The 26,352-nt window shown below is 62.6% G+C and carries 20 protein-coding genes, 1 tRNA gene and 2 pseudogenes; 9 read left to right on the forward strand and 14 right to left on the reverse strand.

The window, feature by feature from the left end; genetic code table 11:
* Nucleotides 1-27: 27 nt before the first annotated feature.
* The 3 genes from AC1ECK_RS14595 (at nt 28) to AC1ECK_RS14605 (ending at nt 10,784) form a co-directional block, all read left to right on the forward strand.
* Nucleotides 28-8,667, forward strand: a complete 8,640-nt coding sequence (locus AC1ECK_RS14595; protein WP_480320238.1) for a hemagglutinin repeat-containing protein — start codon at nt 28-30, stop codon at nt 8,665-8,667.
* Nucleotides 8,664-8,957 (forward strand): hypothetical protein, encoded by a 294-nt coding sequence (locus tag AC1ECK_RS14600; RefSeq protein ID WP_480320240.1) that lies wholly within the window; start codon nt 8,664-8,666, stop codon nt 8,955-8,957. The genes AC1ECK_RS14595 and AC1ECK_RS14600 overlap by 4 nt, the downstream gene beginning before the upstream one ends.
* A gap of 78 nt (nt 8,958-9,035) precedes the next feature.
* Nucleotides 9,036-10,784 (forward strand): ShlB/FhaC/HecB family hemolysin secretion/activation protein, encoded by a 1,749-nt coding sequence (locus AC1ECK_RS14605; RefSeq protein WP_480320242.1) that lies wholly within the window; start codon nt 9,036-9,038, stop codon nt 10,782-10,784.
* A 310-nt stretch (nt 10,785-11,094) separates the two neighbouring features.
* Here AC1ECK_RS14605 and AC1ECK_RS14610 read toward each other — a convergent pair.
* Nucleotides 11,095-11,171, reverse strand: a tRNA-Met gene (locus tag AC1ECK_RS14610).
* A 69-nt stretch (nt 11,172-11,240) separates the two neighbouring features.
* Complete coding sequence (locus AC1ECK_RS14615; RefSeq protein WP_480320244.1) at nt 11,241-11,528, reverse strand: hypothetical protein; 288 nt, start codon at nt 11,526-11,528, stop codon at nt 11,241-11,243.
* Between the two features lie 196 nt (nt 11,529-11,724).
* On the opposite strand from AC1ECK_RS14615, the gene AC1ECK_RS14620 reads away from it, so the two are divergent.
* Entirely contained in the window at nt 11,725-12,165 is a 441-nt protein-coding gene (locus AC1ECK_RS14620; RefSeq protein WP_480320246.1) for a response regulator, read from the forward strand.
* A 498-nt stretch (nt 12,166-12,663) separates the two neighbouring features.
* On the opposite strand, the pseudogene AC1ECK_RS14625 reads toward AC1ECK_RS14620, so the two are convergent.
* From AC1ECK_RS14625 to AC1ECK_RS14650, 6 genes and pseudogenes are all read right to left on the reverse strand, one after another.
* Nucleotides 12,664-12,961: pseudogene (locus AC1ECK_RS14625) on the reverse strand (IS5/IS1182 family transposase); the annotation flags it as partial.
* A 124-nt stretch (nt 12,962-13,085) separates the two neighbouring features.
* The gene (locus AC1ECK_RS14630; RefSeq protein WP_480320248.1) at nt 13,086-13,760 is read right to left on the reverse strand and encodes a DUF4410 domain-containing protein; all 675 of its coding nucleotides are present in this window, start codon (nt 13,758-13,760) and stop codon (nt 13,086-13,088) included.
* Nucleotides 13,757-14,347: a DUF6622 family protein gene (locus AC1ECK_RS14635; protein WP_480320250.1), complete on the reverse strand. Its 591-nt coding sequence runs from the start codon at nt 14,345-14,347 to the stop codon at nt 13,757-13,759. The genes AC1ECK_RS14630 and AC1ECK_RS14635 overlap by 4 nt, the downstream gene beginning before the upstream one ends.
* A gap of 48 nt (nt 14,348-14,395) precedes the next feature.
* A complete protein-coding gene (locus tag AC1ECK_RS14640; RefSeq protein WP_480320252.1) occupies nt 14,396-14,710 on the reverse strand; it encodes a hypothetical protein in 315 nt (104 codons plus the stop codon).
* A gap of 67 nt (nt 14,711-14,777) precedes the next feature.
* Nucleotides 14,778-15,389, reverse strand: coding sequence for a TetR/AcrR family transcriptional regulator (locus AC1ECK_RS14645; protein WP_480320254.1), 612 nt, complete (start codon nt 15,387-15,389; stop codon nt 14,778-14,780).
* 439 nt (nt 15,390-15,828) lie between these two features.
* Nucleotides 15,829-15,906 (reverse strand): annotated as a pseudogene (locus tag AC1ECK_RS14650) (IS6 family transposase); the annotation flags it as partial.
* A 296-nt stretch (nt 15,907-16,202) separates the two neighbouring features.
* Between AC1ECK_RS14650 and AC1ECK_RS14655 the strand changes: the two are divergent.
* Complete coding sequence (locus AC1ECK_RS14655; RefSeq protein WP_480320256.1) at nt 16,203-17,006, forward strand: alpha/beta fold hydrolase; 804 nt, start codon at nt 16,203-16,205, stop codon at nt 17,004-17,006.
* Between the two features lie 158 nt (nt 17,007-17,164).
* Here the strand turns inward: AC1ECK_RS14655 and AC1ECK_RS14660 are convergent, their stop codons facing one another.
* The 5 genes from AC1ECK_RS14660 to AC1ECK_RS14680 all read right to left on the reverse strand — a co-directional run bounded on the left by AC1ECK_RS14660 (nt 17,165) and on the right by AC1ECK_RS14680 (nt 21,171).
* On the reverse strand, nt 17,165-17,308 hold the full coding sequence (locus AC1ECK_RS14660; RefSeq protein ID WP_480320258.1) for a hypothetical protein: 144 nt from the start codon (nt 17,306-17,308) through the stop codon (nt 17,165-17,167).
* Nucleotides 17,292-18,830: a histidine ammonia-lyase gene (gene hutH, locus AC1ECK_RS14665; RefSeq protein WP_480320260.1), complete on the reverse strand. Its 1,539-nt coding sequence runs from the start codon at nt 18,828-18,830 to the stop codon at nt 17,292-17,294. The genes AC1ECK_RS14660 and hutH overlap by 17 nt, the downstream gene beginning before the upstream one ends.
* A gap of 26 nt (nt 18,831-18,856) precedes the next feature.
* Nucleotides 18,857-19,189 (reverse strand): RidA family protein, encoded by a 333-nt coding sequence (locus AC1ECK_RS14670; RefSeq protein ID WP_480320262.1) that lies wholly within the window; start codon nt 19,187-19,189, stop codon nt 18,857-18,859.
* Nucleotides 19,190-19,314: 125 nt separating this feature from the next.
* Nucleotides 19,315-20,217 carry a LysR family transcriptional regulator gene (locus AC1ECK_RS14675; RefSeq protein WP_480320264.1) on the reverse strand — a complete coding sequence of 301 codons (903 nt, stop codon included), beginning with the start codon at nt 20,215-20,217 and terminating at the stop codon, nt 19,315-19,317.
* Nucleotides 20,218-20,280: 63 nt separating this feature from the next.
* A complete protein-coding gene (locus tag AC1ECK_RS14680) occupies nt 20,281-21,171 on the reverse strand; it encodes a LysR family transcriptional regulator (RefSeq protein ID WP_480320266.1) in 891 nt (296 codons plus the stop codon).
* Nucleotides 21,172-21,516: 345 nt separating this feature from the next.
* Here AC1ECK_RS14680 and AC1ECK_RS14685 point away from each other — a divergent pair, with 345 nt between their 5' ends.
* From AC1ECK_RS14685 to AC1ECK_RS14700, 4 genes are all read left to right on the forward strand, one after another.
* Entirely contained in the window at nt 21,517-21,825 is a 309-nt protein-coding gene (locus tag AC1ECK_RS14685; RefSeq protein ID WP_480320267.1) for a non-heme iron oxygenase ferredoxin subunit, read from the forward strand.
* Between the two features lie 48 nt (nt 21,826-21,873).
* On the forward strand, nt 21,874-23,091 hold the full coding sequence (locus tag AC1ECK_RS14690; protein ID WP_480320269.1) for an NAD(P)/FAD-dependent oxidoreductase: 1,218 nt from the start codon (nt 21,874-21,876) through the stop codon (nt 23,089-23,091).
* 71 nt (nt 23,092-23,162) lie between these two features.
* Nucleotides 23,163-24,449, forward strand: a complete 1,287-nt coding sequence (locus AC1ECK_RS14695) for an SRPBCC family protein (RefSeq protein WP_480320271.1) — start codon at nt 23,163-23,165, stop codon at nt 24,447-24,449.
* The gene (locus tag AC1ECK_RS14700) at nt 24,446-24,946 is read left to right on the forward strand and encodes an aromatic-ring-hydroxylating dioxygenase subunit beta (RefSeq protein ID WP_480320273.1); all 501 of its coding nucleotides are present in this window, start codon (nt 24,446-24,448) and stop codon (nt 24,944-24,946) included. Before AC1ECK_RS14695 ends, AC1ECK_RS14700 begins: the two co-directional genes overlap by 4 nt.
* A 153-nt stretch (nt 24,947-25,099) precedes the next feature.
* Here the strand turns inward: AC1ECK_RS14700 and AC1ECK_RS14705 are convergent, their stop codons facing one another.
* Complete coding sequence (locus tag AC1ECK_RS14705) at nt 25,100-26,197, reverse strand: porin (RefSeq protein ID WP_480320275.1); 1,098 nt, start codon at nt 26,195-26,197, stop codon at nt 25,100-25,102.
* Nucleotides 26,198-26,352: the final 155 nt, after the last annotated feature.

Raw genomic sequence — 26,352 nt, forward strand, 5'->3', positions numbered from 1 at the left:
ACGATTAGCTTACGAATAGGTAGGTGGATGAATCGTCAATACCGGCTGCTCTATAGCCGCGCGCGCAGGATGCTTGTCGCCGTTCAGGAAACGGCTACAGCGGCTGGTAAAGAGGCTGGACAGACGCGCGCAGGACGCACAGCGCCTCACGGTGCGTTGTTCACGCTGCGGCAGATCGCGTTCGCTGCGCTCGCTCTGCCCGGTGCGTTACCGGCGCTGTCCGTCGCGCAGATCGTCGCGGACGGCGCGCATGCGCCGAACGTGATCCAGACACAGAACGGGCTCGATCAGGTCAACATCAACCGCCCTTCCGGCGCTGGCGTTTCGATCAATACGTACAACCGCTTCGACGTCCAGTCCAAAGGCGCGATTCTCAATAACTCGTCTTCAATAGTCCAGACGCAGCAGGCCGGCATGATAAACGGCAACCCGAACTTCGCGGCGGGCCAGTCGGCAAAGATCATCGTCAACCAGGTCAACAGCAATTCGCCCAGCCAGTTGCGCGGCCATATCGAGGTGGCGGGCCAGAAGGCGTCTGTCGTCGTCGCCAATCCCTCAGGACTGGTCGTTGATGGCGCTGGCTTCATCAATACCTCGCGCGGCATCCTCACGACGGGCAACCCGCTGTTCGATGCGGGCGGCAACCTCACCGGCTTCAACGTCACGGGCGGCAGCATCACCGTGCAAGGTGCGGGCTTCAATGCGTCGAACGTCGACCAGGTGGACCTGATCGCGCGTGCCGTGCAGGCAAACGCGGCAATCCACGCCCGCACGCTGAACGTCGTCACGGGCGCCAACAGCGTCGACTACGCGAACCTGGATGCGACGTCCGTCGCGGGCACGGGACCCGTGCCAGGCGTGTCCATCGACTTGAGCCAGCTTGGTGGCATGTACGCCAACCGCATCACCCTCGTGGGCACGGAACACGGCGTGGGGGTGAACAGTGCGGGCATTATCGATGCGCAGGCGGGCGACCTGACGCTGACCAGCGCGGGCAAACTGGTGCTCTCGGGCCAGACGAACGCAGCCGGCAATCTCACCCTCCACGCCGCGGGCGATCTCCAGAACAGCGGCACGACCTGGGGGCAGCAGAACGTATCGGTCAGTTCGCGCGGCACGCTCGCCAATAGCGGCACCCTGGCGGCGCAGCAGAACCTTACGGCAACGGCTGCCAGCGTCGCATCGACCGGCCGGCTCGGCGCAGGCATCAACAGCGACGGCTCCGCAGGCACGGGCGGCGACCTGGACGTGACGGCAGCCGGTGCACTCTCGGCCACCGGCCAGACCATCGCACCCGGACAGGTCACGCTTTCGGGGACCACGCTGGACCTCTCCGGCGGCCAGCTTTCCGCCGGATCCGCGCTCAACCTCGCGGCCACAGGCGGCAATCTCGCCCTGACGGGCGCGACCGCCTCTGCAGGCACGACGCTCACCGCAGCCGCAGGCGGCACGCTCGACACCCGCGGCGCGAAGCTCGGCAGCGGTAGCGACATGCGGCTGTCAGGCGTGCAGATCACGAATGCGGGCGGCCAGGCACTCGCGGGCGGCGCACTAGCCGTGCAGGCGGCGGGCGCGCTGTCCAACGTACAGGGCCAGTTCTCCGCAACGGACACCACGGTTTCCGGGGCGTCCATCGACAATACCTCGGGCCAGATTGACGGCGACCAGGTGAGCGTGTCGAGTTCAGGCGATCTCATCAACCGCGACGGCACGATCACACAGTCCGGCACGGCCAGCCAGACCGTGAGCGCGGGTGGCGCACTCGACAACACGCGCGGCACGATTGCGACCAATGCGCACAACCTCACGGTGAGCGCACAGTCGCTTACGAACGATGGCGGCAAGGTCCAGCATGCCGGCGCCGGCACGCTCGCCGTGTCGGCGGCGGGCGCGGCGTCCAATGTCGGCGGGCAGATCGCGACGAACGGCGCACTCAGGGCGCTGGCGGCCTCACTCGACAATACCGGTGGCACGCTCGCCGCGCAGCGGGCCGCGAGCGTGGCCGCCGCCAACGGCATCGTCAACCGCAACGGCGGGCAGCTTTACGGCGCAAGCGGCCTCGCGCTCTCCACGCAGAGTGCTTTCGACAACACGGGCGGATCGGCGCAGAGCGGCGCAGACCTGACGCTGGATGCGGACGGTATGGTCTCGAACGCGGGCGGCGTGATTTCCGCGAACGGTTCAAACAGCGTGCTTGCCGTATCGGGCGCCAGCATCGACAACACGGCCGGTTCGATCACCAACGCAGGAACAGGCCAGACCACGGCCACCGCCGCGGGCACCCTCACGAACACGGGTGGCGTGCTCGGCAGTAACGGTAACGTGACCGTCAACGCGCAAAGCCTTGCCAACCGGTCAGGCGGCCAGCTTGTGGCTGGCGGCGCGGCCAGCCTCGCCGTGACGGATACGGTCGACAACGCGGGCGGCACGCTCTACGGCGGCACGGCGCTGAACCTGAACTCGTCCACCGCAACGCTCATCAACGATGGCGGCACCATCGCGGGCAACCAGGACGTCTCGTTGCAGGTGGCATCCATGTCGAACGCGAGCGGTACCGTGCGCGCCAACCGCGATATCAGCATGAGCGGTGCACTCTCGGGCGCAGGCGAGATGACGGCAGGCCAGAACCTCACGCTGGCGCTCGAAGGCGACTTCGCCAGCGACGCGGCGAGCACCCTGCACGCCGACCATGACCTGACACTCGGCGTGAACGGCACGCTGACGAACACCGCCGCCCTGGAGGCGGGCCACGCGTTGACGGTCAATGCCGCCAGCGTCGTCAATGCGGCAGGCGCGAACATGAATTCGTCCGCCACCACCGTGAACGCCACGGGCGATATCACCAACGCGGGCGGAATCGAAGGCGATACCGTCACGACGAACAGCGCGAGCCTGAACAACACGGGCGCCGTCATCGCCAACAGCGTCACGGTGAACGCCGCGGACGTCATCAATACCGGTGCGCAGGCGGTGATCGCCGGGGCAACGTTCGTCGGTGTCTATGCCGCGAATTCGCTGACCAACGCGGACGGCGCGCTGATCTACAGCGGCGCCAACATGGAGCTGGCGCGCGACAGCGTGCGCGATCCGTCAGGACTGCTGGCGGACCAGACCGGCACTATCACGAACCGCGCGGCCACCATCGGGGCGGCGGGCAATATCGACGTCGCCGCCCATACGCTGACGAACCAGCGCACGGGCGTGCAGACCGAGGCCGGTACGCCCGTTACGACGACTGGCCCGACGCTGACCCTGTGGACCGCAGGCATTCCGGTCAGCGATCTGGGCGCCTATATCAGCCTCACCTATGCGCAATGGCGCTTCACGGCGGGAGCGATCGGCACGGCGGCAATCGGGGCGCTCACGCAGCCTCTCACGGTCACGCTGCCTGCCTCGCAGGTAACCGGGATCAACACAACGAGCCAGACGTTCTCGCTCACCACGCCGCTGACCGACACCTACGTGCTCTGCCGGGGTGTCTGTGACATGTCGTATTCGCAGACCCGGACCATCACCAGCAATGCGGTTCAGTATTACCAGAGCCTGACGCAGAATGCAGACGGTACGGTTTCGGTCACCTTCTGGCCGGACTTCGATCCGGCGAGGCACATTCGTCCCGACGAGGTCCAGGTACGCAATGACCTGGGGCCGGACAGCCACGACTACGTGGAACTGGGCCGCACGGTCACGACCACCACCACGACCGACCAGCTTCTTGACGCAGGCACACCGGCAACGATCCAGGCGCAGGGCTCGATCCGCATCAACGCGGACGGCGGGAGCATCGACAATGCATCGTCCACGATGGCCGCAGGAGGCGACCTGATCCGGCGCGCGACGGGCGGCACGGTGAACGACACCGGCATCCTGCTGCAGCAGACGGGCACGGAAACGGCGACCTCGACGTTCTACTGGCACCAGAAGACCGGCGGCAGCTCCGACACGCAGACCGTCAACGATGTGACGGTCCCGCTGCCGTCCACCACGATCGCCTCGCTGCCCGCCATTGCGACGGCCGGCCAGACGGTCGAGACCGGCGCGCGGGATATCACCATCGGCTCGGTGGACCGCGTGGGCCAGACGGTCACGGGCGCGGGCGTCAACGGGGGCAACGCGACCGGCACGCAACTGGACAGCACCCCGGGCAAACGCCCGCAGACCTTGGGCGGCGCGGGCGGCGGCATCCCTGGCCTCGCCCTGCCGGCCAATGCGCTCTACACGTATCACGCCACGCCCGGCGCCGGTTACCTGATCGAGACGGACCCGCGCTTTACGAGTTACACGAAGTTCATTTCGAGCGACTACATGCTCGACCAGCTTGGCCTGAATCCGCAGGCCACGGCAAAGCGCCTCGGCGACGGCCTGTACGAACAGCAACTCGTCATGAACCAGGTGACACAACTCACCGGGCGCACGTTACTCGGCCCGTACACCAGCAACCTGGACGAATACACGGCACTGTTAAACAACGGTGTCCGGTATGCGCAGGCGTTCAGCCTGACCGTGGGCGTCGGCCTGACCGACGCGCAGATGGCGCAGCTCACCACCGACATGGTATGGCTCGTGAGCCAGACCGTGACGCTGCCCGACGGCACGCAGCAGACCGTGCTCGTGCCGAAGCTGTATCTCGCCCAGTCGAGCACGGTGGACCTGCAGGACAGCGGCGCACTGGTGGCAGGTAACAGCGTGAACCTGAACGCCACGGGCAACGTGAGCAACAGCGGGCATGTCGCGGGCGACGTGGCGACCACGGTGATCGGCAACAACATCGTCAACCGGGGCGTGATCGGCAGCGGCGGCACGACGGCGGTCGTCGCCGTGCAGGACGTCACGAACCTCGGCGGGCGCATTGGCGGCGTCGATACGGTGGTGAGCGCGGGTCGCGACATCAACAACGTATCGGTGACGCAGCGGGCGAACGTGAGCAGCGGCAATGGCGGGTTCCGCTCGGACGCGAGCGGCATGGCGGTGGCGTCGGTGGCGACCATTTCCGGCACGCACAGCACGACCGCCATGGCAGGCCGCGACGTGAACCTGAACGGTTCGCTCATCACGTCGCAGGGCGACACGACCGTGGCGGCGGCGCGCGACATCAACGCCGGAACGGTTGCGCTCGACTTCACGCAGGACGCGGGAACCACAGACGGGCTGAACGGCGGACACCAGCGGCAGACCGTCAACGTCGGCAGCGCGATTGCGGCGGACGGCAACGCGACGGCGCTCGCCGGCCGCGATGTCACGCTGACCGGCTCAATGGTTGCGGCAAGCGGTGATGCGACGCTCGCCGCAGGCCGCAACCTGAGCGTGACAGCAGCGAAGGATACGGCGTCGTACAGCGGGCAGTCGATGGGCGGCTCGCTCTATCAGCATGCCGATTCGACCTACGACGAGACGGTCCTGGGCAGCATCGTGAGCGCGGGCGGCAACGCGACTCTTGCGGCAGGCCAGAACGGCATGGGTATGCTGTCCGTGCTCGGTTCCAGTGTGACGGCGGACACGGGTGCGACGAATCTCGTTTCGACGGGCGATATCAACATCGGCGCAGTGACGGAGACGCACGACGCGCAGAGCTGGTCGCACAGCAGTCATTCGGGCGTCCTCTCGAAGGAAACGCAGACCGATGCCACAGCGTCGCATCAGGTCATCGCAAACGGTTCGACCGTGGCGGGCGAGACGGTGACGGCAAGCGCGGGCCATGACCTGACGATCGCGGGTTCGACGGTTGCGGCCACGCATGACATAACGCTCGCGGCAGCGAACAACCTGACCATCACCACTTCACAGGACACGAGCCAGAGCAGCACGTTCCACGAGGAGACGCATTCAGGTCTCGGCAGCACGGGCGGTGCGGGCATCTCGTACGGTAGCCTCAATCAGAAGGACACGACGCACGACAGCTCGGTCACGCAGAACGGTAGTCTCGTGGGGAGTCTCAACGGTAGTGTGAGCCTGAACGCCGGCAACGACCTTCATGTAACGGGCAGCGACCTGGTTGCGGCGCAGAAGATGACCGGCGTGGGCGCGAACGTGACGATCGATGCGGCGACTAACAGCCAGCATCATGACGAGACCCACGAAGTGAAACAGAGTGGTTTCACGCTCGCGGTCAAGGCTCCGGTGCTCGATGCGTTGCAGAACACCGTGCAGCAGTCGAAGGCAACGGACCAGAGTCAGGACGACCGCGCGGCGGCACTGCACGGGATGGCGGCGGCAAGCGGCGCCTATGACGCACTCGGTGCAGGCGACCAGGCATTGGGAGCGCTCGCGAGCGGACAGAAGCCCGAAGGGAAAATCGAACTGAGCTACGGGACGAGCCATTCGAAAAGCACGTTCACGGAAGACTCCGCCACGAACCGGGGTTCAAACGTGACGGCGGGCGGCACCGCAGCATTTGTGGCGACCGGAGACGGGACGCCGGGGAGCGGCAACCTGACGATTGCAGGTTCGAACGTGAACGCGAACGACGTGATCCTGGCAGCGAAGAACCAGGTCAATCTCGTGAACACGACCGATACCGGTTCGACGCGCAGCAGCAACGAATCGAGCAGCGCGAGCGTGGGCGTCTCGTACGGAACGCAGGGCTTCGGCGTATCCGCGTCGATGGCGCAAGCACACGGCGATGCGAACAGCGACGCGGCGATGCAGAACAACACGCATGTGACGGCGGCGAACACCGCGACCATCATTTCGGGTGGCGATACCAACATCATCGGCGCGAACGTAAGCGGCAATCAGGTGAACGCCAGCGTCGGCGGCAACCTGAACATCGCGAGCGTGCAGGACACGATGTCGAGTGCCGCGCATCAGGAAAGCTCGGGCGGTGGCTTTGCCATCAGCCAGGGCGGCGGCAGCGCGAGCGGCAGTCACACCAATGCGAATGCGAACGGCAGCTATGCGGGCGTGAACGAACAGGCCGGCATCCAGGCCGGTGACGGTGGGTTCAACATCAGCGTCAAGGGGAATACGGACCTCAAGGGTGCGGTGATCGCCAGCGATGCGGATGCGTCGAAGAACAACCTGTCCACGGGCACGCTGACGTTCTCCGATATAGAGAACTCGTCGAGCTACGACGCGCATACGGGTGGCTTCAGCGCGGGCGTGACGACCGGCGACGGAGGTGCGAATTACAGCACGCATGGCGCCACATCGGGCAAGAACGCGGGCGGCGGTGCACCGATGTTGAGCCAGAACGATAGCGGCAGTGATAGCGCGACCACGAAAAGCGGCATCAGCGCAGGCACGATCAACGTCACTGACCAGGCGAATCAGACGCAGGATATCGCGAGCCTGAACCGGGACACGTCGGACACGAACGGCACGGTGGCGAAGCTGCCGGACGTGAGCAACCTGCTCGACCGGCAGGCAGACATGATGGCGGCGGCGAGCGCGGCGGGCGAAACGGTCTCGCGGCGCATTGGCGACTATGCGAGCGAGAAGTACAAGGAAACGAACGATCCGGCATGGGCGGAAGGCGGCACGGCGCGCGCAGCGATGCAGGCGGCGGGTGCGGCTATCGTGACCGGGCTCGCGGGCGGTAATGCGGTCGGAGGCGCTGCGGGCGCGGCTATCGCCTCTATCGCTGCGGGTAAGCTGAACGAACTGAACGGCGCGATTGCGGGTGCGGACCCGACTGGCAATGCCGACGCGAACGCCGCGCTTGGCAACATCATCACGAACGCGATTGCGACCGCAGCAGGAGGGGCGATTGGTGGAAATGCTGGTGCAACCTCGGGGTATAACGTCGACCGTTACAACAGGCAGTTGCATCCGCAGGAGAAGAAGTGGATCAGTGAGAAGGAAGCGGCGTATGCGAGGAAATATGGTCTGACGGCAGAACAGGCACATGACGAATTGACAACGCAAGCCAATCTGCAAGTGCAGAACGGTTCGCCAGGCACATGGAATCAGCGCGCGAGCGACTTCTTGAGCCAAGCGCACGGCATGTTGCCAGCCGATGGCAACAGCGGACCGGGCTATATGTTCTATGCGACACCCGAGCAGAAGGCTAATGCGAATATGTATGCGGGGTACTACGCGAATGGCGTCGGGCCGAACAATCCGTCGTCAGCAAGCATCACCGATAGCGTGAACAGAGAACAGGCGAATCGCAACCTCATGGGCGGTGGGGTTATCGCAGCAGCAACCGGTGGCGTACTGATTGCGGGCGGTCCCGTTGCGACTGCCGTGGGAGGAATGGGTTACGCGGTCATCGGAGCCACTGCCGGTGGTGGCATGGATGCCGCGGGACAGTATGCCCAATCAGGTGTGATCCGCCCCGCTGAATCGGCATTTGCCGCAGCAACGGGCGCGGTCACTGGTTCGATCGGAGCCAGCGTAGGCTTCTTCAACAATATGCTTTTGGGAGCAACCGGAGCAGGCATCAACACGGCGTTCAACAATGCTTTCTATGGAGAGTCGAATAGTGCCGCTTATTCGTCGGCCTTAGGTGCCTTGGCAGGCGCGGGAGGGTATTTTGTTGGGGCCGTTACGACAGCAGGATTGGCAAATGCAATGAAACCATATGTCTACGAGAACTTTAACTCTACTGTTCCCGCGCTGTTACAGCCACGGGTTGTAAATCCTATACCGGGTTTGTCAGGCGCCACAATTGGCGGTATAGCCTCTGGCACATCATCCTTTGTTCCAGGAAAACAGACACCGAAATGAACAGTTTTAACATTGATCGGCTGATTCTTGATAGCGGCTGGCAAGGGACGCTAACGCGGGTTATTGGAATCGCGCTTGTCTATCTCGGGATGAAATACCTTCCAGACGCCGTTACCTGGACATCTACACATTCGAGCCTGACACCGATGTCGGCGCATCAGATAGAGCGTCACGGCGCGATCCTGTTCGTTTTCAAAATCGCCTTCGGCTTCGCACTCGCGTTCGAGGCAATCAGGTTGACCTACACGGTTCTCAGGAAACGACGAGCAGCGAAGCGAGAGCGCTTCTAACAACAGAAAAGCCGATGTAGCGGCGGCTACCAAAGGCGGTTTGCCACGCGACAACCCGAATCAGGGATTCAATCAACAATGAAAATCAGACAGCGGCTCGCTCTACTGCCGCTTACAGCCCTGGTATCGCTCGCCCACGCGCAGCAGGCACCAGCCCACAGCGGGGCAGCGGCAGCCGAGCACGCCAACGCCCAGCAGAAGCAGCAGATCCAGCAGCAACGCGACGCGCAGCAGCGCGAGGCTGCGGTGTCGGCGCCCGCCGTGCGCTCTGACCTGCCGAAGCTCGAAGCGTATCCCGTACTGCCTCACGAGTCGCTGTGCTTCAGCATCAACCGCTTCGTGCTGGACGTGCCCAAAACACTACCAGCAACCACGCGAACGAAAGGCGCGTCAGCCTTGCCGCAAGACCCGTTCGCTTTCGCCCGCGAATGGCTCGACCACTACCAGGGGCACTGCGTCGGCAAGGAAGGCATCGACGTGCTCACAAAAGGATTGCAGCAGGCAATTCTCGCCCGCGGCTATGTCACGACACGCGTCCTCCTGCAACCTCAAGACCTGGCGACCGGAACCCTCACGTTCGCGCTCGTGCCCGGTATCGTGCGCAATATCAGCTTCGCGGATCCTTCGATATGGGGAACATGGAAGACCGCCTTCCCGGCGCGAGGCGGCGATCTGCTGAACGTTCGCGATCTGGAACAGGGCATCGAGCAGATGAAGCGCGTACCGAACCAGGATGCGACGATGCAGATCGCACCGGGTGATGTCCCAGGCGAGAGCAACGTGCTGGTCACCGTGAAGCGTTCAAAACCGTGGTCGCTCGTCATGTCAGCGGACAACTCGGGCACGCGCGAGACGGGCGGCTATCTCGGCAGCGTGACGCTTGGCCTAAACAATCTGCTCGGCCTGAATGACATCCTGACGGCAGGCTTCAACCAGGATCTGCAATTCGGCAACCATAGCCTGGGCACCCACGGCTGGAACGCCTCGTATTCGGTGCCGTGGGGCTACTGGACCGGTACGCTGTTCGGCTACACAAACACCTATTACCAGCGTATCGCCGGGGTCAACCAGACCTTCATGGCGAGCGGTAACTCGCAGACAGCGGGCCTGAAACTGGAGCGCGTCCTGTCCCGCAGCCAGAACGATGTGACTGGTGTGGAGTTCCAGCTCATCAAGCGCTTCGGTGCGAGCTTCATCGAAGACATCGAGATTGCCCAGCAGCGGCGCGACAACACGTTCATCGAGGCGGGTCTGACCAACCGGCACTACTTCGGCACGGCACAGTTCGACGGTTCGCTTGCCTACCGCCAGGGCACCGGCGGGCTGGGCGCGACGCCCGACACCACCAGCGGCCCGACGTACCGCTTTCACATGGCGCTGCTTGATGCCAACCTCTCGGTGCCGTTCGCGCTCGCCGGGCAGGCGCTGCGCTATGTCGGCACCGTGCATGGCCAGTACACAAACGATGAGCTGAACTATATCGATGACCTGAGCCTCGGCAGCCGCTACACGGTGCGCGGTTTCAGCGGCGAAACGATGCTGGCGGCGGAACGGGGCTTCTACTGGCGCAACGAATTGCAATACGCGCTCGGAGAGACCGGCCAGGCGCTCTATGCGGGCCTCGATTACGGTCATGTCTGGGGACCGTCCGCGGCCTGGCTCGCGGGCACACAACTGGCCGGTGCGGCCATTGGCCTGAAAGGCGCGGTGCCGACGAAACTGGGCACGTTCAGCTACGACGTGTTTGCAGGCACACCGGTCTATAAGCCTGCCGGTTTTCCGGCGTCGCGGATAACACTAGGTTTCCAGTTGACGGGGCAATTCTGATTCTGTGCGTTGTACGGGGCATCGGGACGAACGGGACGGAAGGTGTCTGGTGTCCTGATCGCGATCCGAAGAAGAACGGTGCCTGGGTACATGTGCATGGCAACGGGCGCATCAAGTATGCCCAGACCGTTGCCGATGGGAGCAAGACAGACAATCTGCTCGCCCTGCCGGAGCGGTGGCCCGCATTGAGAGATAGCTTGCCGCAGCGGTGTTGCCGAACGTTGCCCACTGCCGGTTACACCTGGGCTACACGGGCGTAGAAAAGCAAAAAAGGGTTACACGCCAATGCGTTGTAACCCTTTGATCTGCCTGGTTGCGGGGGTAGGATTTGAACCTACGACCTTCGGGTTATGAGCCCGACGAGCTGCCAGACTGCTCCACCCCGCGTCAGAGAAAACGGATTGTATAGAGATGTCGGCAAATCGTCAAACAATCATGTGAATTATTTTTCTGGCCTCAAAGATCGGCGACTGAAGCACCTTCAATCTTGCCGTCGATGATGTCTGCGCCGTACTGGCTGGCGCTGCGCTTTGCGATGCCGAAATCGGAAAACGTGGCGGGAAGCACGAGGCGAAACACACGGCTCGCCTTCGAACCGCTAATCGCCCCAGGACGGCAGACCCGCACGGCGACGTCGTAGCCTTCGGCGTGCCGCTTGTGGCCGTCGAACTTGTCGAACTCCCGCGAGAAAACCAGCGGATGCACTTCGAAGTCCTTATAGAGGGCCGGATAAGGTTCAGCCATGATGTTTCCCCGATACGTGAGTATCATCTCACTATACGCTGCACAATGAAGCCGCCCGTTATTTATTTTCCCGCCTGTCGCCGCACGGGCGGATCGAACTGCGCCGGACACCAGCGTTCTGCCACACTCTTCCGGCACAATCGGCGCTCGGCGGGGCACGAACGTTGCTCAGCCAGACTCATCGGGAGAAGGAGACATGGACCCATTTGCAGCGGCGCCCAAAGTCACCGTGTGGCGCCTGCCGCGCCCTGCGTCTTTGCAGAACCGGTTGTTGATGATTGCCGACGACGACCAGCTTGCGTGCGAGTCCGCCGCGCAGATTCTGCGCAATGCGGGCTTTGAGGTGCTGACCGCGTACAGCGGGCAGGAAGCATTGCGGATTGCGCGGGCCGCTCAGCCGGCGGTGGCGATCCTCGACCTGTCGATGCGGCTCGGCAACGGTTGGGATACCGCCACAACGTTGCGCGACGAGGCGCCGCAGATGTTGCTGATCGCCCATACTGGATTTTCGACCCAGTCGGAATGGCAGCGTGCTGAAAGCTGCGGGTTCGACGCCTATTTCGTCAAACCGTGTGACCACGACCGGTTGATCGAGCTGATCCGGGAGTATCTGCAGCCGCGGCAAGTGCCGGCTTAGCGTTTGCTCTGAACTCGTGTCCTGTGTGGGGCTCGCGTGTAAAGTTTTCAATCCAGTGTCGAAAGGCTGAACGCCGAACTGAATGCGGCGAGGCATCGTTCGACGAACAGTGTAAAGAAACGCCGCCCACCGATCCGAACCGAGCCGTCGCCACCTAAAAAAAGCCGCGACCTCGTCGCGGCAGAAACACACGTCGCGCGGAAATCACCGCGCGGACTCAGCGTACCCCGGCTATAGCTGCGCGCAATCGGGTATCTGGTCTGAGGGTTGGGTTGTCGGCGGGAAACCCGCACCGGGTCAGCGCTCCAGCATCGTCAGGTGCTCGCGTGCAGCGTTGCTAAATCGCAACGAGAATAGTGGAGCACACGGCCCACGCGGCTCCGCTCGTTTCATCGCTCATGCTACGTCAGCCTACCGCACCATTCAGGATGCCTATGTGTTTCGGGCTCTGAGCCACCGCCGTTTTCACCTTGGCTATCAGTTCCGCAAGCCAGGAGCCCGCAACCGGGCATCGATCTGACCGAGATCACGCATCTGCTGGCGCGAGATCGCGATCCTCTCGTAAAGGCGCACGGTCTTCACGTCGAGAACTGTCGGACCGGTCTGATCGGCGGTCTCGATCTGATCGAGATATCGCTGAACGTTTTCCGATCTTGCCCGCTGTTTAGTTTCTGTCGCGGCTGTTCACCGCGTTGAACTTGCTGCCCTCAATTGCCGCCATGTCGCTCGATAGCAGCTTCAGTCCGTGACACAGCTCGACGAAACGGCTGCATAAGTTGCGGATGGCTGGGCCGTTTCGCTCACCATCGCGATTGCTTCGACTTTCTTCCCTGCTTCGTCACTCAGCAGCGTTCGGACCATCCTGTCTCGCTCGTGCAGAAAGCAGGGTATAAGCACATTTCAGCAAATGAAAACAGAGCCTAGGGGGCGGGTGGAGTCTGGCCAGCTTCGTTCACATGGGCCACCACTCTGTCCGCGATCTGTGACGCCGTCTTTTCGACGTTGTGCTCGAGGTCGTGCCCCGCCAGCACGAACTTCGCCGCGGCCGAGTACGGGTTCATGGTCACGACCGCACCAGGGCTCTTGCCGCTCTGCGCCCCTGTTTGCATTTGGTAGAGGGGCACTGGCGGCTGGCCTGCAGAGAGGTTGTCGATCGCGACCGCGACCTGCAAGTTGGTCTGGCCTTCACCAAAGCCAATCACCGTCCGGCGTAGTCGATCGCCCTCGTCCATCTGCAGAATCGTCGAGCGCACGAGCCAGCCTTGAGTGGGTAGAGGCTCGCCCGGCGCCAGGCGTTGGGCTGCCAGACCCTTCTTCACAAGATCCTGGACTACGTCCTGCTCCATGTCCTCGGCGAGTGAGTGAGCCTGGGACTGCTCGCGCCAGGCATGCAAGGGATGACGAGCCGCCGGGCTTTCCGATTGGATCGCGCCGTCCGGCAGATCGATATGCGCGACATAGATCATCGCGGGCCGGAACTTCAGGTTGGACGCCAGCGCCACGTCAGACGTTACCTTGGCGGTGGAGCAGGCCCCGAGCGCCAGCGCGAGGCCGCCAACCGCGGCGAGATGGATCCGTGCGACTATCCGATTCATTTCAGAGTGCCCTCTTCCTGTTCAGAAGTACTTGGCCGTGTCCGACGCGTTACCGGAGTGGAAACATCGGTGGGCGCCGGGGCAGCGCTAGCAGGTTCTGGCTCGGTGAAGTAATGACGTAGCGCCACGATCATCCAGCCGATGAAATAGCCCGCAGTCGCGCCAGAGATGACGTGTGAGGCGAGCGCGGCCTCATCGGAGCCGTGCATCCCGCCCCGGGTCATGAGGGCAGCGGCATATTGCAGGATAAACACCAACACGTTGCGAACAAGCGGAACTGGGCTGCCCGGCCGGGTCACTTCACCGCTGCGCCGGTCGACGGCGAGCAGTCTGGGTCCTCTAATGAACGCCAGGGGCATGAACACGGCGAGTGCGGCGGCCCAAAGCAGGAGCGCGCTGATTCCGCCGGAGTCGCTCCCAAAGATCCGCGACACGCCCGAGGCAATGAACAGCGCCGGCACCACCAGGACCCGCCAGAGCGGCAGAGTCCGCTGGCGCAGGGACTGGACGCCTTGCCAGAGCAGGTAGGCCAGGACCAGGACCACCCAGGTGGGGGTGTGCATCAGAATGTGTTCAGGCGACAGCATGCTTGCGCTCTATTTCGACAATTGGATTGACGGCGTGGGGAGGGCCACTCAGGGCGCGGCCCGGCGTTGCGCACGGACCCTTCCGAAACGTCGGGACAGGTAGACTCCGAGCAGCAGAGCACCGGCCGCCAGCGCCAGGCACTGGAAGTTGGCGCCGAGTTGCAGCGGGCGGCGCGCAAGGATGGTCAGGCCTGTGAGAAGGTTGGCGGCTCCCCAGACGAAGTTAACCAACGGCGAGGACTCTCCGACGCCTCGCGGCCTGGCGAAGGGAGTTGGAAACTTCGAACCCTGCAGGCCAGCCACCAGGTGTGGGATGCAGTTGCACAGCAACGCGCCGACGAAGAACAAAGCAATTAATCTCATAGATTCACCAATGGGAACTGTTGTTCAGGCGGGGCGCGAAACACCAGATGCCGCGCCCCGAGATGAGCTAGTCGCGCTGAGAGCTTGCCGGCAACCGGTCCTCGCCCCGTGCGCGCCGCGCCCGGCTGGCCATGTCCTCCATCGCCAGCAGGAAGGACTCGACGAGCCAGGCAAAGCTGGCGTCACGCTCGACGGCGCCCCGCATCGCGCCCGCCGCCTCCAGCGAAACGAAGCCGTGGACGACGCTTCTCAGTCCCCTGAGCGCGTGAGTCGACTCGTCACCATGCAGGCCGTAGCTTTGAATCGCAGCCGCGCACGTTTCGATCAACCGGTCCACCGCCGCTCGCCATTCGACGTCGGAGGGGTCTGGCGTGGGGATCGTCGCCTCGTAAATTCCAGGATTCCTGCCCGCCCAGTCACGATACCCAGTAAGCAGGGCCCGCAAAGCTTCCGGACCTGACTTGCCAACTGTGGATCGCGCCGCCCCACGCTCCAGTTCAGCCAAACCGTGCAGAGCAAGGATGCGGCGAACGTCTGCGATGCCGCAGACATGGGAGTAGAGAGAGGGCGTTCGCACCTTGAGTGCCTCTGCCAGACCACTCATGGAGAGACCTTCCAGCCCGTTCCGGTTGGCGAGCGCGCCCGCCTCAGCACAAATTCGCGTTATATCGATCTTCATCGCATCCACCTAATGACAATAAAATTTAACCTAATGTCATTAGGTTAGTCAAGCGATGGCTCAACCGCGTCATCGGGTACTGGGATTCGCAAGCGCAACGCAGGAGATAAAGCGGGCCCGGCGCGCGATCTCACGCGTTGACGCCCCGACTAGCGCTGCGCAAGGCCAGCCGTTCCATCTCGATGCTGTCCGAATGCGCTCGCTCCGGTGCTCACGGCCCAGCCTAAACGCTCTTTACACGGCCCTGGTGCAAATAGGTGGATAGGCCGAGAAATTATCCATATATGAGGATGCCTTATCAATTGAAAAGGACAGCGTTCCAGACGGAAGGCGCAGCGGCGCCCTTGAGTGCGGGGACGGAGAAATAGAACTGCCCCTTGCGAATGCGTCGCATCATCTTGACCAGACCACGCAGACTGAGCTTGTAGCGAAGGTACTAGCGTACGCAGAGAATGATGATCCCCCGATCGAGATGCCGCCCACCGAACATCCCCTCCAGATCTTTGCGCTTGCTCATCACCGGCCATCAGTTTGTCACGCTAAATACTTCAACTGATTCGCTGAACCTATTTGCACCGGTAACGTTGGTCGATGGGCCATCGCTGCTCCATCCGACGACGTCCGCGTACCTTTCTGAAAACGTCGCAGTGCGTCGCCTCAGCACACATCAAACAAATAATTACCTCTCCCGGAATAGAACCGCAAACGGTGTGTTCGCCCCTCAGAGGCTCGCCTCAAATTATGCAGACGTCCTGGCTGTATCTAAGAGCGAGACGCCGCAGGTCCATCAATGCCTCATCTATAGAGTTAAACATGAAAGGATTCAATGCCGTGAAAACGATCTTCCTCGCCGCGGTTGCCGCGTCGCTCTTTTCCGCTCAGGCATTCGCGCAGAGCAGCAAGCCGGTCGTGGCAAACAATGTGGTTTTGGTGCACGGCGCCTGGGCTGACGGCTCCAGTTGGAGTGAGGTAATTTCGCGTCTGCAGGCGGCTGGCATGCACGTGACCGCTGTGCAAAATCCCTTGTCATCGCTATCCGAGTCAGACGCTGCGACACGTCTTGCACTTGCCCAGCAAGATGGCCCTACCGTGCTCGTCGGACACTCGTGGGGTGGCACAGTTGTCAGTGACGTGGGAACGGACCCGAAAGTATCGGCGCTTGTATACGTCGCCGCTCGCGCACCGGACGCAAATGAGGACTTTGTCGCCCTCTCCGGCAAGTTCCCCACCATGCCGGTCCGAGCCGGTGTCCAGAACCACGACGGACAAACGGTGATATCTGAGGATTCCTTCCTGAAATATTTCGCAAATGGCGTCACCCCGGAACGAGCGAAAACGCTCTACGCCGCGCAATGGCCTACGGCAGCATCACTATTCGGTGAGCGCACAACAATGGCAGCCTGGCATGTCAAGCCAAGCTGGTACGCGGTATCCCGATTCGATCAAACGATTTCTCCTGACCTGGAAGCGTTTCTTGCGAAACGCATGAACGCGACGACGGTGGAACTCGACGCGGGCCACCTTTCACTCGTATCTCACCCACAGGAAATCGCTAATTTGATTCTCGCCGCTGCAGGCCATAGTCCGGGCGCTTCATCAGCAAGTCCCATCCGGTAAACGTGGCAAGGCATCTTCGGACATGGCCGTTTGCCTTATGTCAGTCGGGCAAACGGCCGTGCGCACTGTCTTGAGGGGCTATGCTCTTGGAACGCGTGCCGCAAACCGACGGTGACGTCGACGACGCGCGCACCGCGGATATAAACGTGACGGTCGTCTCACAGCGACGCCAGATACTCGTCGCCGGTGAACGGGCGCAGGCGGTCAGCCCGCAGATTGTCGGGGACATGAGCGTTTTCTCCTTCCAGACGGGCCGCATAGACGGCCGTTCGCGTTTCGCGCGTGTCAGGCCAGTTCGTCAAGAAACGGCGCCGGCGCAAGCGCGGCGAGCGTCACGATATGTCCGCTCGTCACTAGCGACTGCGCGGCCTCGATCGCTTCTGAAAACTCCCAGTCGGTTGCCATCGACGGCACGCGTGCGCGGACTGCCGCGCGTAGCGATTCCAGCTTCGACGTCGAACGTAGTGCGCCGTGGCTATCCATCGCCTCGACGGCCGCAAGGAGTTCGATCGCGACGATAGCGCCTGCGTTGCGCGACATGTCCAGCAAGCGCCGCGCGCCATGCGTCGCCATAGACACGTAGTCTTCCTGGTTGCCGACGGTCGGCACGCTCTCTACCGAAGCCGGATGTGAACGCTGACGGTTCTCGGCAACCAGCGCCGCAGCCGTGATCTGCAAACTCATAAAGCCGGAAGTCAGACCGCTGCTACCGGTCAGGAATGCAGGCAGGCCGCTCATGCTCGCGTCGAGCATGAAGGCAATACGCCGCTCGGACATGCCGCCGATTTCAGCAGTGACGTTCGCGAGCATATCCGCAACGAAGGCCACCGGTTCCGCATGGAAGTTGCCGCCTGAAATGACATCCCCGTTCTCAGCAAAAACGAGTGGATTGTCAGACGCGCTGCGTGCCTCGGTTTCCAGCATCGAGCACGCGAAGCGGAACACTTCGTAGCACGCACCCATCACCTGCGGCACGCAGCGAAGACTGTATGGGTCCTGCAGCCGGCCATTGGTCTGCTGCAGCGCGCGGAAATCGCCGCCGGCAAGCAAGGCGCGCAGGGTCGCCGCCACAGCGATCTGTCCACGATGCGGTTTCAGCGCGTGAATGCGTGGATCAAGCGGCGCGGTCGATCCCAGCGCGCCCTCGCACGTCAACGCCGAGACAGCGAGCGAGCTTTGGAATACGCGCCAGATTTCGAATAGCCCGGCAAGGCAGATCGCCGTCGACACCTGCGTGCCATTGAGCATCGCGAGACCTTCCTTGGGACCGAAGCGGATCGGACTCAAGCCGGCGCGCTCAAGTGCCTGTGCGCCCGGCAATACCTCGTTGCCAAAAGTCGCGCGCCCCTTGCCGATCATGACGGCCGACAGATGCGCGAGCGGCGCGAGATCGCCCGAAGCGCCAACCGACCCTTGACTCGGCAAGACCGGAATCACGCCACGCGCGAGCATCTGTTCGAGCATCGCGACCACCTCGGTACGCACGCCGGATGCGCCGAGCGACAGCGCAGCAAGTTTCAGCGCGATGACCATGCGCACGATGCCTTCCGGCAGCGGATCGCCCACGCCGACCGTATGCGACAACACCAGATTTTCCTGCAGCGTGGTCAGGTCAGCGGCGTCGATACGACGGTGCGACAGTTTGCCGAACCCCGTGTTGACGCCGTAGACCGGAGCGCCCTTCGCAATCATCGCATCGACCAGCCCCGCCGATCGCTGCACGTTCGCGCGCGCGAGCTCGCCTAGCGCAACCGTCGCCCCCTCTGCATAGACGGCGTACCAGTCGGCAAGCGTATTGGCGCCCGGGATAATTTCAATAACCATGTCCGTTCTTCCTGAAAAGTAAAAGCTCAACTTTGCACCGACGCAACAATGCACGTACGCAGCGTATCGAGGCCGTCGGCGAGACTGCCGCCCTGCTCCCGCAGGGTATCGGCAATGTTGAGCAGTACCTGGGTAGCCTGCTCGCGCATCGTACGGCCTGCGAGCTCTCCATGCTTCGTGCCGGTCTTACCGGAGATAAACAGCAATGTATGATCAGGCAGATTCACGCGCACGCAGTCGGAGTATGTCGCGCCGGCCGGCGTGCCTTTGAGCGCGGCGATACCTTGTGAGCGATCCCCGGATATAACTTCCCACAGCGAATAAATTCCATCTCGGCCATTCTGAGCTGAATGGCCCATCGGCGCCGGCCTGTTCCGCCTGCCGCGTGGACGCGAATCGATAGTCAGAATGTTGAACGCACCGGAAAAGCGGCGCCAATTATCATTTGGCGCCGTTTAATAATGGAATTTTATTACCGAGGGGGCTAGCCGGCTGGCTGATTCAGGGAATTCGCGAACTGCTCGACAGCGAGGCGGCGGTTGTCACGCCGGAACACAAGGTAGATCTTCAGGGTAGCGAGCGATTTGTCGCTGAGCGGAACCACGCTAACCGCGCGCGTGGCTATGCTGGAATAGAGGGTCGGCACCAGTGCGACGCCGTCGCCCATCGCAACGCGCGCCAGCAGGTTCATGAAGGAGACGTCGTGGCCGGCAAAGCGCGGAGTATGACCGCGCTTGCGCAGGACGGTAATCAGACCATCGTAGACTTCGGCATGCTTGTCGCGAGGCACTGTGTAGAAAGGTTCGTCGTGCAGATCGGCAACCGACAAAGTGCGGCGATTCGCCAGGGGGTGCGTCGCCAGCAATGCGACACCCATGGAAATATAGGATTTCAGTTGGACGATGCTCAGCGCGTCGTCGGTAGACGGCAGCGTAGTGACCATTGCGTCGATCAACGACGCGTCGAGCATTTCATATAACCGGTCAGCGCTGTCGACGGTCGGCTTGACGTCGATCAGCGGATGCGCACGCCGGAACGCTGCGATCTGCTCTGGTATCTCGCTGTGCACGATCACAGACGACAGACCGATAGACAGTTGCCCGCCAAACCCCTCGCCTATCGCTTTCGCTTCGTCCTGCATGCGCTCCGCGAGCGACAGTATTTCCGTCGCGTGCCTCAGCAGGTTGACGCCGGCTTCGGTCAACGCAACGCTTCGCTTGTTGCGACGCAGAAGCTCAACGCCTAGCTGCTCCTCGAGGCGGGCGATATGTTGCGTGACCCCGGGTTGTGTTGAATGGAGCGCCTCTGCCGCCCGGCCGAAATGAAGGAGCTTTCCCACCGTCACGAAGGTTTTCAATAATCTTAGGTCGAGCATTTTCAGCCTCATGGCAACGAACGGCCGGCGTTGTCTGGTCTGTCCGAGCCAGCCCGTGCCGGTTATCGGTCTGCGCTAGCGAACACCCAGCGCGAGCGCATCAAACAGCTTGTGCACAGGCGCCGCCAAGGTTTCCTGCGTGCGCGAGACGAGTTTCAGTTCGCGGCTCGACCATTGCTCGTCGAGCTCGACGACGGAAAAAGGCAGCGTATCTCGCAGCCGGCGCGTTGTCGATTCAGGTACGATCGATACGCCGACGCCCGCCGCCACCATATGACAGACCGCCTCGAAGCTTTCGACCTGCGTGCGCAGCAGAATGCTCTGGCCCAGCAGCAGCGCAGTCTTCGATACGTATTGCTGATGGGATGAGCGCTCGTTCAGCCCGATGTAATTCCACTCCAGCACCTGATGAAAACGAATCGCGTGCTCACGGGCAAGCGCATGATTATCCGGGACGATGACAACAAATCTGTCGTCGCGAAACGGCACCACTGCGAGTTTCCGGGTGTTCACGAGCCCGACGATGATGCCGAGATCCGCGCTGCCTTCGTCGACCGCGCGCACGGTTTCCGGACTGGTATGTTCCTGGACGTCGACATTGATTTTGGGGTTGTCCGCGAGGAATCGCGCAAGCAACGCGGGCAGGAATTCGTGGATGGCATTTGTGTTGGCAAAAAGCCGGATGTTGCCTCGCATACCTTCGCCGAACTGCGACAGATCGTGACGTAGCTTCGTCGTTTCCCGCAACATCGTGATCGTATGTTGCAGGAACACTTCGCCGGCCGGCGTCAGCTCGACGCCACGGCTGTGGCGCGACAACAGCGTCGCGGCGACGGATTCCTCCAGTGCGCGAATGCGCGAACTCGCCGCCGCCACGGCAATCGGCAGGCTCTCCGCCGCTTTGGTGATGTTTCCGCACGCGGCAACAGCCGCGAATAACCTCAAATCGGTCAGATCGAACCGCATGGTGTCTCCATCGTATTGCTGGCGGAGCGGCTCCGTTGCGTCTTCGGCCTCGGCCGCGCACGCGCCGGCAAACCGTCGCCAAAACCGGTGCGCTGCCACTGGCGCGAATCCCGGTATCGCGGCGACGTTACCACACGATGCGGATATCCGTGATCCAGCCAGGTGTGCTGCGAGCGTTCGCGAACGGCGAATGCTCAGTCAAAGAAATAGCGACGCGGGTCATAACCCGCTCACGCAGAATACGGATCGTCAACGGACGATGTGGTCAATACTGGATTGCAGCGTCCCCGTATGAAGCGATGCCGGTCTCGCCGGCTTCGTACCCACCATGAGGAGACTGATCTGATGACATGGAAACCGATGGCGCATGTTGCCGACGTCCCGTCCGGCACCGTCAAGGCGTGCCGCATCGAAAACATTCCCGTTGCACTGTACAACCTCGACGGCGAATTCTTCGCCACGCACGATATCTGTACGCATGCGCACGCGTGCCTGTCCGACGGTTACCTCGAAGACGGCAAGATCGAATGCCCAATGCACCAGGGGCTATTCGACGTGCGGACCGGCAAGGCCTTGTCGGGGCCGGTGGACGTCGACCTGCAGACGTTCGCAGTGCGCATCGAAGGCGATGAGGTTCTTGTCAATGTCGAATGACGCTACAGGCGGCCGGCCGTCATTCGGGTTCGTGCAGCGGGTGACGACATGAGCGGGCGAACCGTCATCGTCGGTGCGGGACAGGCCGGCGCGAGAACCGCCACAGCGCTGCGCCGGCTGAACGAGGCCGCCGACATCATACTGCTCGGTGAAGAACAGGAGCTGCCGTATGAGCGGCCGCCGCTGTCGAAGGAAGTGCTGAACGGCGGTTCGCCGTCAAAAGCGACCATCTTTCCGCACACCTGGTACGAGGAGCACCGGATAGCGCTGCGTGCCGGCGTGCATGTCACCGGGTTCGACTGGCGTGCAAAACAGGTCTCGCTCGCTCACGGCGAATCGCTTGCCTACGATGATCTCGTGCTTGCAACCGGTGTGCGACCTCGGCCGCTTGTGGTGCCGGGCGCGACGCTCGATGGCGTGTTGACGCTGCGTACGATCGGCGACAGCACGAACCTGTCGGCACGGCTCACGGCCGGCGCGAAAGTCGTCGTGATCGGCGGTGGCTTTCTCGGACTCGAAATCGCGGCTACGGCCATCGCACGACACTGTGCCGTTACCGTGCTCGAAAGCAGCAGCAAGCTGTTGCCGCGGATTTTCGGCGGCTTTCTGGGTCAGTTTCTGTCGGACCTGCATCGCACGCATCAGGTCGACGTTCGCACCGGCGTGACAGTTGCCGCGCTCGAAGGGCATGCCTGTGTCGAGGCGGTCAGGCTCGGAGACGGTACGTTGCTCGCGGCCGATGTCGTTGTCGTAGCGATCGGCGCGGTAGCGAACGACGAACTCGCCCGCACGGCAGGCGCCGAATGCGCCGACGGCGTGCTTGTCGACGCACAGGCGCGCACGTCGCTGCCCTCGGTCTACGCCGTTGGCGATGTCACGCGACAACGCACGCACTGGCTGGGCGAATCAGTGCGCGTCGAATCGTGGGAAAACGCCGAGCTGCAGGCTCAGGCCGCCGCGAAGACGATTGCGGGCATCGCCCCTGATGCCGCCACTGCGCCATGGTTCTGGACCGACCAATACGACCGCAACATCCAGATGCTGGGTGGCCGCACGACCGACGACGTCGTCGTGATGCGGGGAGACGTCGCAGCGCCTTCATGGTGCGCGTTCTTCGTCGCCGACAGCACGATTCGCGGCGCAGTGCTGATGAACGCGGGACGCGAGCGGCGCAACGTCAAACGACTGATCGATACGCAGCAGCGCATCGACTGCGCGGAAATTGGCGATATGGCGCGGCCGCTTCCCAGACTGCTGCGCGACTGAACCGGGCTGCACCCGCACGCCTCGCGCGTGGGTTCAGCTCGCATTGCATTCCTATTTTGTGGAGATGAGATATGGAGACCGAAATCAAATGGGCCAGGCGCACCACGGCCGCTACCGGCGCCGGCGATCACGCCACGCCCGACTATGTCTGGCCCGACGGCGGCTGCTCGCGCATTCCGTTCTGGGTCTATACGGACGAGGCGATCTATCGCCGCGAACAGGAGCGGATCTTCCGCGGACCGAACTGGGCCTACGTCGCGCTCGAATGCGAGATTCCGAACCCGGGCGATTTCAAGCGCAGCTTCGTCGGCGACCTACCGATCGTCGTCGTTCGCGACACCGATGGTAGCGTCAATGCATTCAGCAACAGTTGCGCGCATCGTGGTGTGGCGTTCTGCCAGAGCGAGCACGGCAACACGAAGTCGTTCACGTGCCCGTACCACCACTGGAGCTACGACCTGAAGGGCAACGTCACCGGCCTGCCCTTCCGCCGCGGCTACAAGGGCAAGGGTGGCATGCCGGCGGACTTCGATCTGAGCCAGCATCGCGCCCAGCCGCTGGCGGTGAACGTGCGCAACGGGGCGATCTTTGCGTCGTTCGACGCGGGCGTCGAGTCGTTCGAAGACTATCTCGGCCCGCGCATGCTGTCGTATTTCGACCGTGTGTTCGACGGGCGCAAGCTCGAACTGCTCGGCTACATGCGGCAGCGGATCGACGGCAACTGGAAGTTCATGTTCGAGAATCTGAAGGATCCGTATCACGCGAGCCTGCTGCACGTCTTTTTCGTGACGTTTGGCCTCTTCCGGATGGATGCGGAGTCGGCAATCGAGATGGATGAGACCGGACGCCACTGCGCGATGATCAACCGGCGCGGCGGCAAGCTCGACGAAGTGGCCGCACATGAAATGCGGCAGACGCTGCGCAGCGACATGCAGCTAAAGGATACGCGCGTGCTCGACCTGATCCGCGAATATCCGGGCGACGTGACTGCGGTAATGTGCACATTCTGGCCGAACCTGATCATCCAGCAGCAATCGAACACGCTTGCGATGCGCCATCTGGTGCCGCGCGGACCGGGCAGCCACGACCTGCACTGGACATTCTTCGGCTACGCGGACGATACACCGGGGATGCGCGCACACCGGATCCGCCAGGCGAACCTGATGGGGCCGGCGGGCTTCGTGTCGGTTGACGACAGCGAAGTCATGGTGATGTCCCAAGAGGGCGTGACGCCCTACAACGACCGCGCGGGCGTGGCGGAGATGGCCGGACGCACGGTCGAGGACCACGATCATACGATTACCGAGGTGGCCGTACGCGGCCTGTACCAACACTATCGCAAGGTGATGGGATTATGAGTACGTTGACTTATCAACGCGTGCAGGCCGTTTCGGCGGAGATACGCTTTGGCATCATGGATCTATACGCGGCGTACAGCGCAGCGCTCGACGAGGGCCGCTACGAGGACTGGGCCGATTGCTTCACCCCCCACGCCGAGTACCGGCTGACGACCAGAGAAAACCATGAGCGCGGACTGCCGATTGCGATCATCTACTGCGACGGCAAGGGCATGATCGACGACCGGGCGTTCACGACATCGGAGACGACGATCTCGCAGCCGCGAGCGCTGCGACACATCGTCAGTGGCATGTCGGTTCGGGCGGATGGCGACGGCTACCGCGTCGGCGCGGATTTTCTGATCCTGCAGACGATGCTTGACCGGATGACGGAAATCGTGATGTCAGGGCGCTATATCGACCGCGTCGTGGTCGACGATCACCGGTTCCTGTTTGAAAGCCGGGTTTGCGTGACGGATACGCTGCTATATCCGACTTCGATTGCGGCGCCGATTTGATCCGGTTGCGAAGCGCGGCGACTCGTAGCGGTGAGGGGGCGCGTTCGACGCCCCCTCACCGGCAAACATCAGTCACGCCTTCAAGCACGCGTTGCACGTACCCGCGGGTACCAGATGCCTGCCCGCCTCACGTTCAGCGTGTGTTAGCGGTGCTTAGAAATCATGGTTCATACCGAACGAGACGCCCGTCTGCTTGCCATGCCCGGACGGGTTCAGCGTTGCATTGGTGACGTAGCCACCCGTGAAATGCGTGTAGTCGATGTCAGCGTAAAGCAGGGTCCTTTTCGATAGCGCATAGGTGATGCCCAGAATGGCGACGTCCTTTCTGCCGTCCACGCCGGCCGTCGCGTTCATGTTGTCGTAATACGCGGCCGTTACGTTGAAGAACGTCGAGGCCTGATAGCGGAAACCTCCCCACAGGTATTGATTGCGCGTCTCGCCGTGCACCGTGGACGGAACGGCTTGTGTGGCGAGCGAATAACCCCCCATCACATCAACGGGACCGAGCGTCACGGCACCGCCCGCGGTGTATTGATCGTTGGCAAAATACGGGGTCGTGGTCGCTGTGGTCGAAAACGGGTTCGAGCGGTGCGTATAGCCTGCGCCGAACTTGAACATCTGGGTGTGGTAGTTCAGGCCGCCCGCGAGCATGGTGCCGCTAGCCAGACTGCCTGCAATGCCGCCAGGTGCATAAACCGCGCGTGCCGTCCACGGACCGAAGTCGCCGTGATAGTGGATCGCGTTGTCGTCGCGGCCGCTGGTGCCGCCCGAAACCGCCGCCGCTTCGGTAATGCCCAGATAGCGCAGGTTGAATGGCTCGAAGTCCCTGATCAGCCGGTGTTGCAGCGTGAACTGATGGCCGATGTCGACCTGGCCGAATGGGCCGCCAAACCCGACCGTCGAGTTACGCTGAAACAACTGGTTGGTCGTGCTGCTGTTGGCGCCTGTCGAGAGAATGTAGCCCGCTTCCAGATCGAAGCGCGCGTAGTATCCACCGCCCAGGTCCTCGATGCCCTGAAAACCCCAGCGATTCGATCTGTAGACGCCGTTCGACGCCATCGTCAACGCCGCACCGCCTGCCTTCGTGCCGTTCACGACATTGCGCAGGCCGCCGTCCAGCGAGCCATACAATGTCACGCTGCTTTGCGCGTAAGCGGTACCGCCTGACAGCCCCAACAAGGTCATTGCGGCCAGCGAGCCCCTCAGACCGATCCTGCGCGCGCCGCGACCTGCTCCTCCAATCTCAAACATATCTCCTCCATTGACATCGTTAAATTTGTGGGCCGGGGGATGTGCGGTGCGCTGCACGTCCCCCGCCGTCAACCATGGATTGCACGAAGCTCGAGTTCGAACTGCGTGCGACGAGCTGCCATTCCGTTGTCCGAATTCACGCGCCCGCCGCTCTC

This window comes from Paraburkholderia sp. SSBN10T (assembly GCF_056619545.1).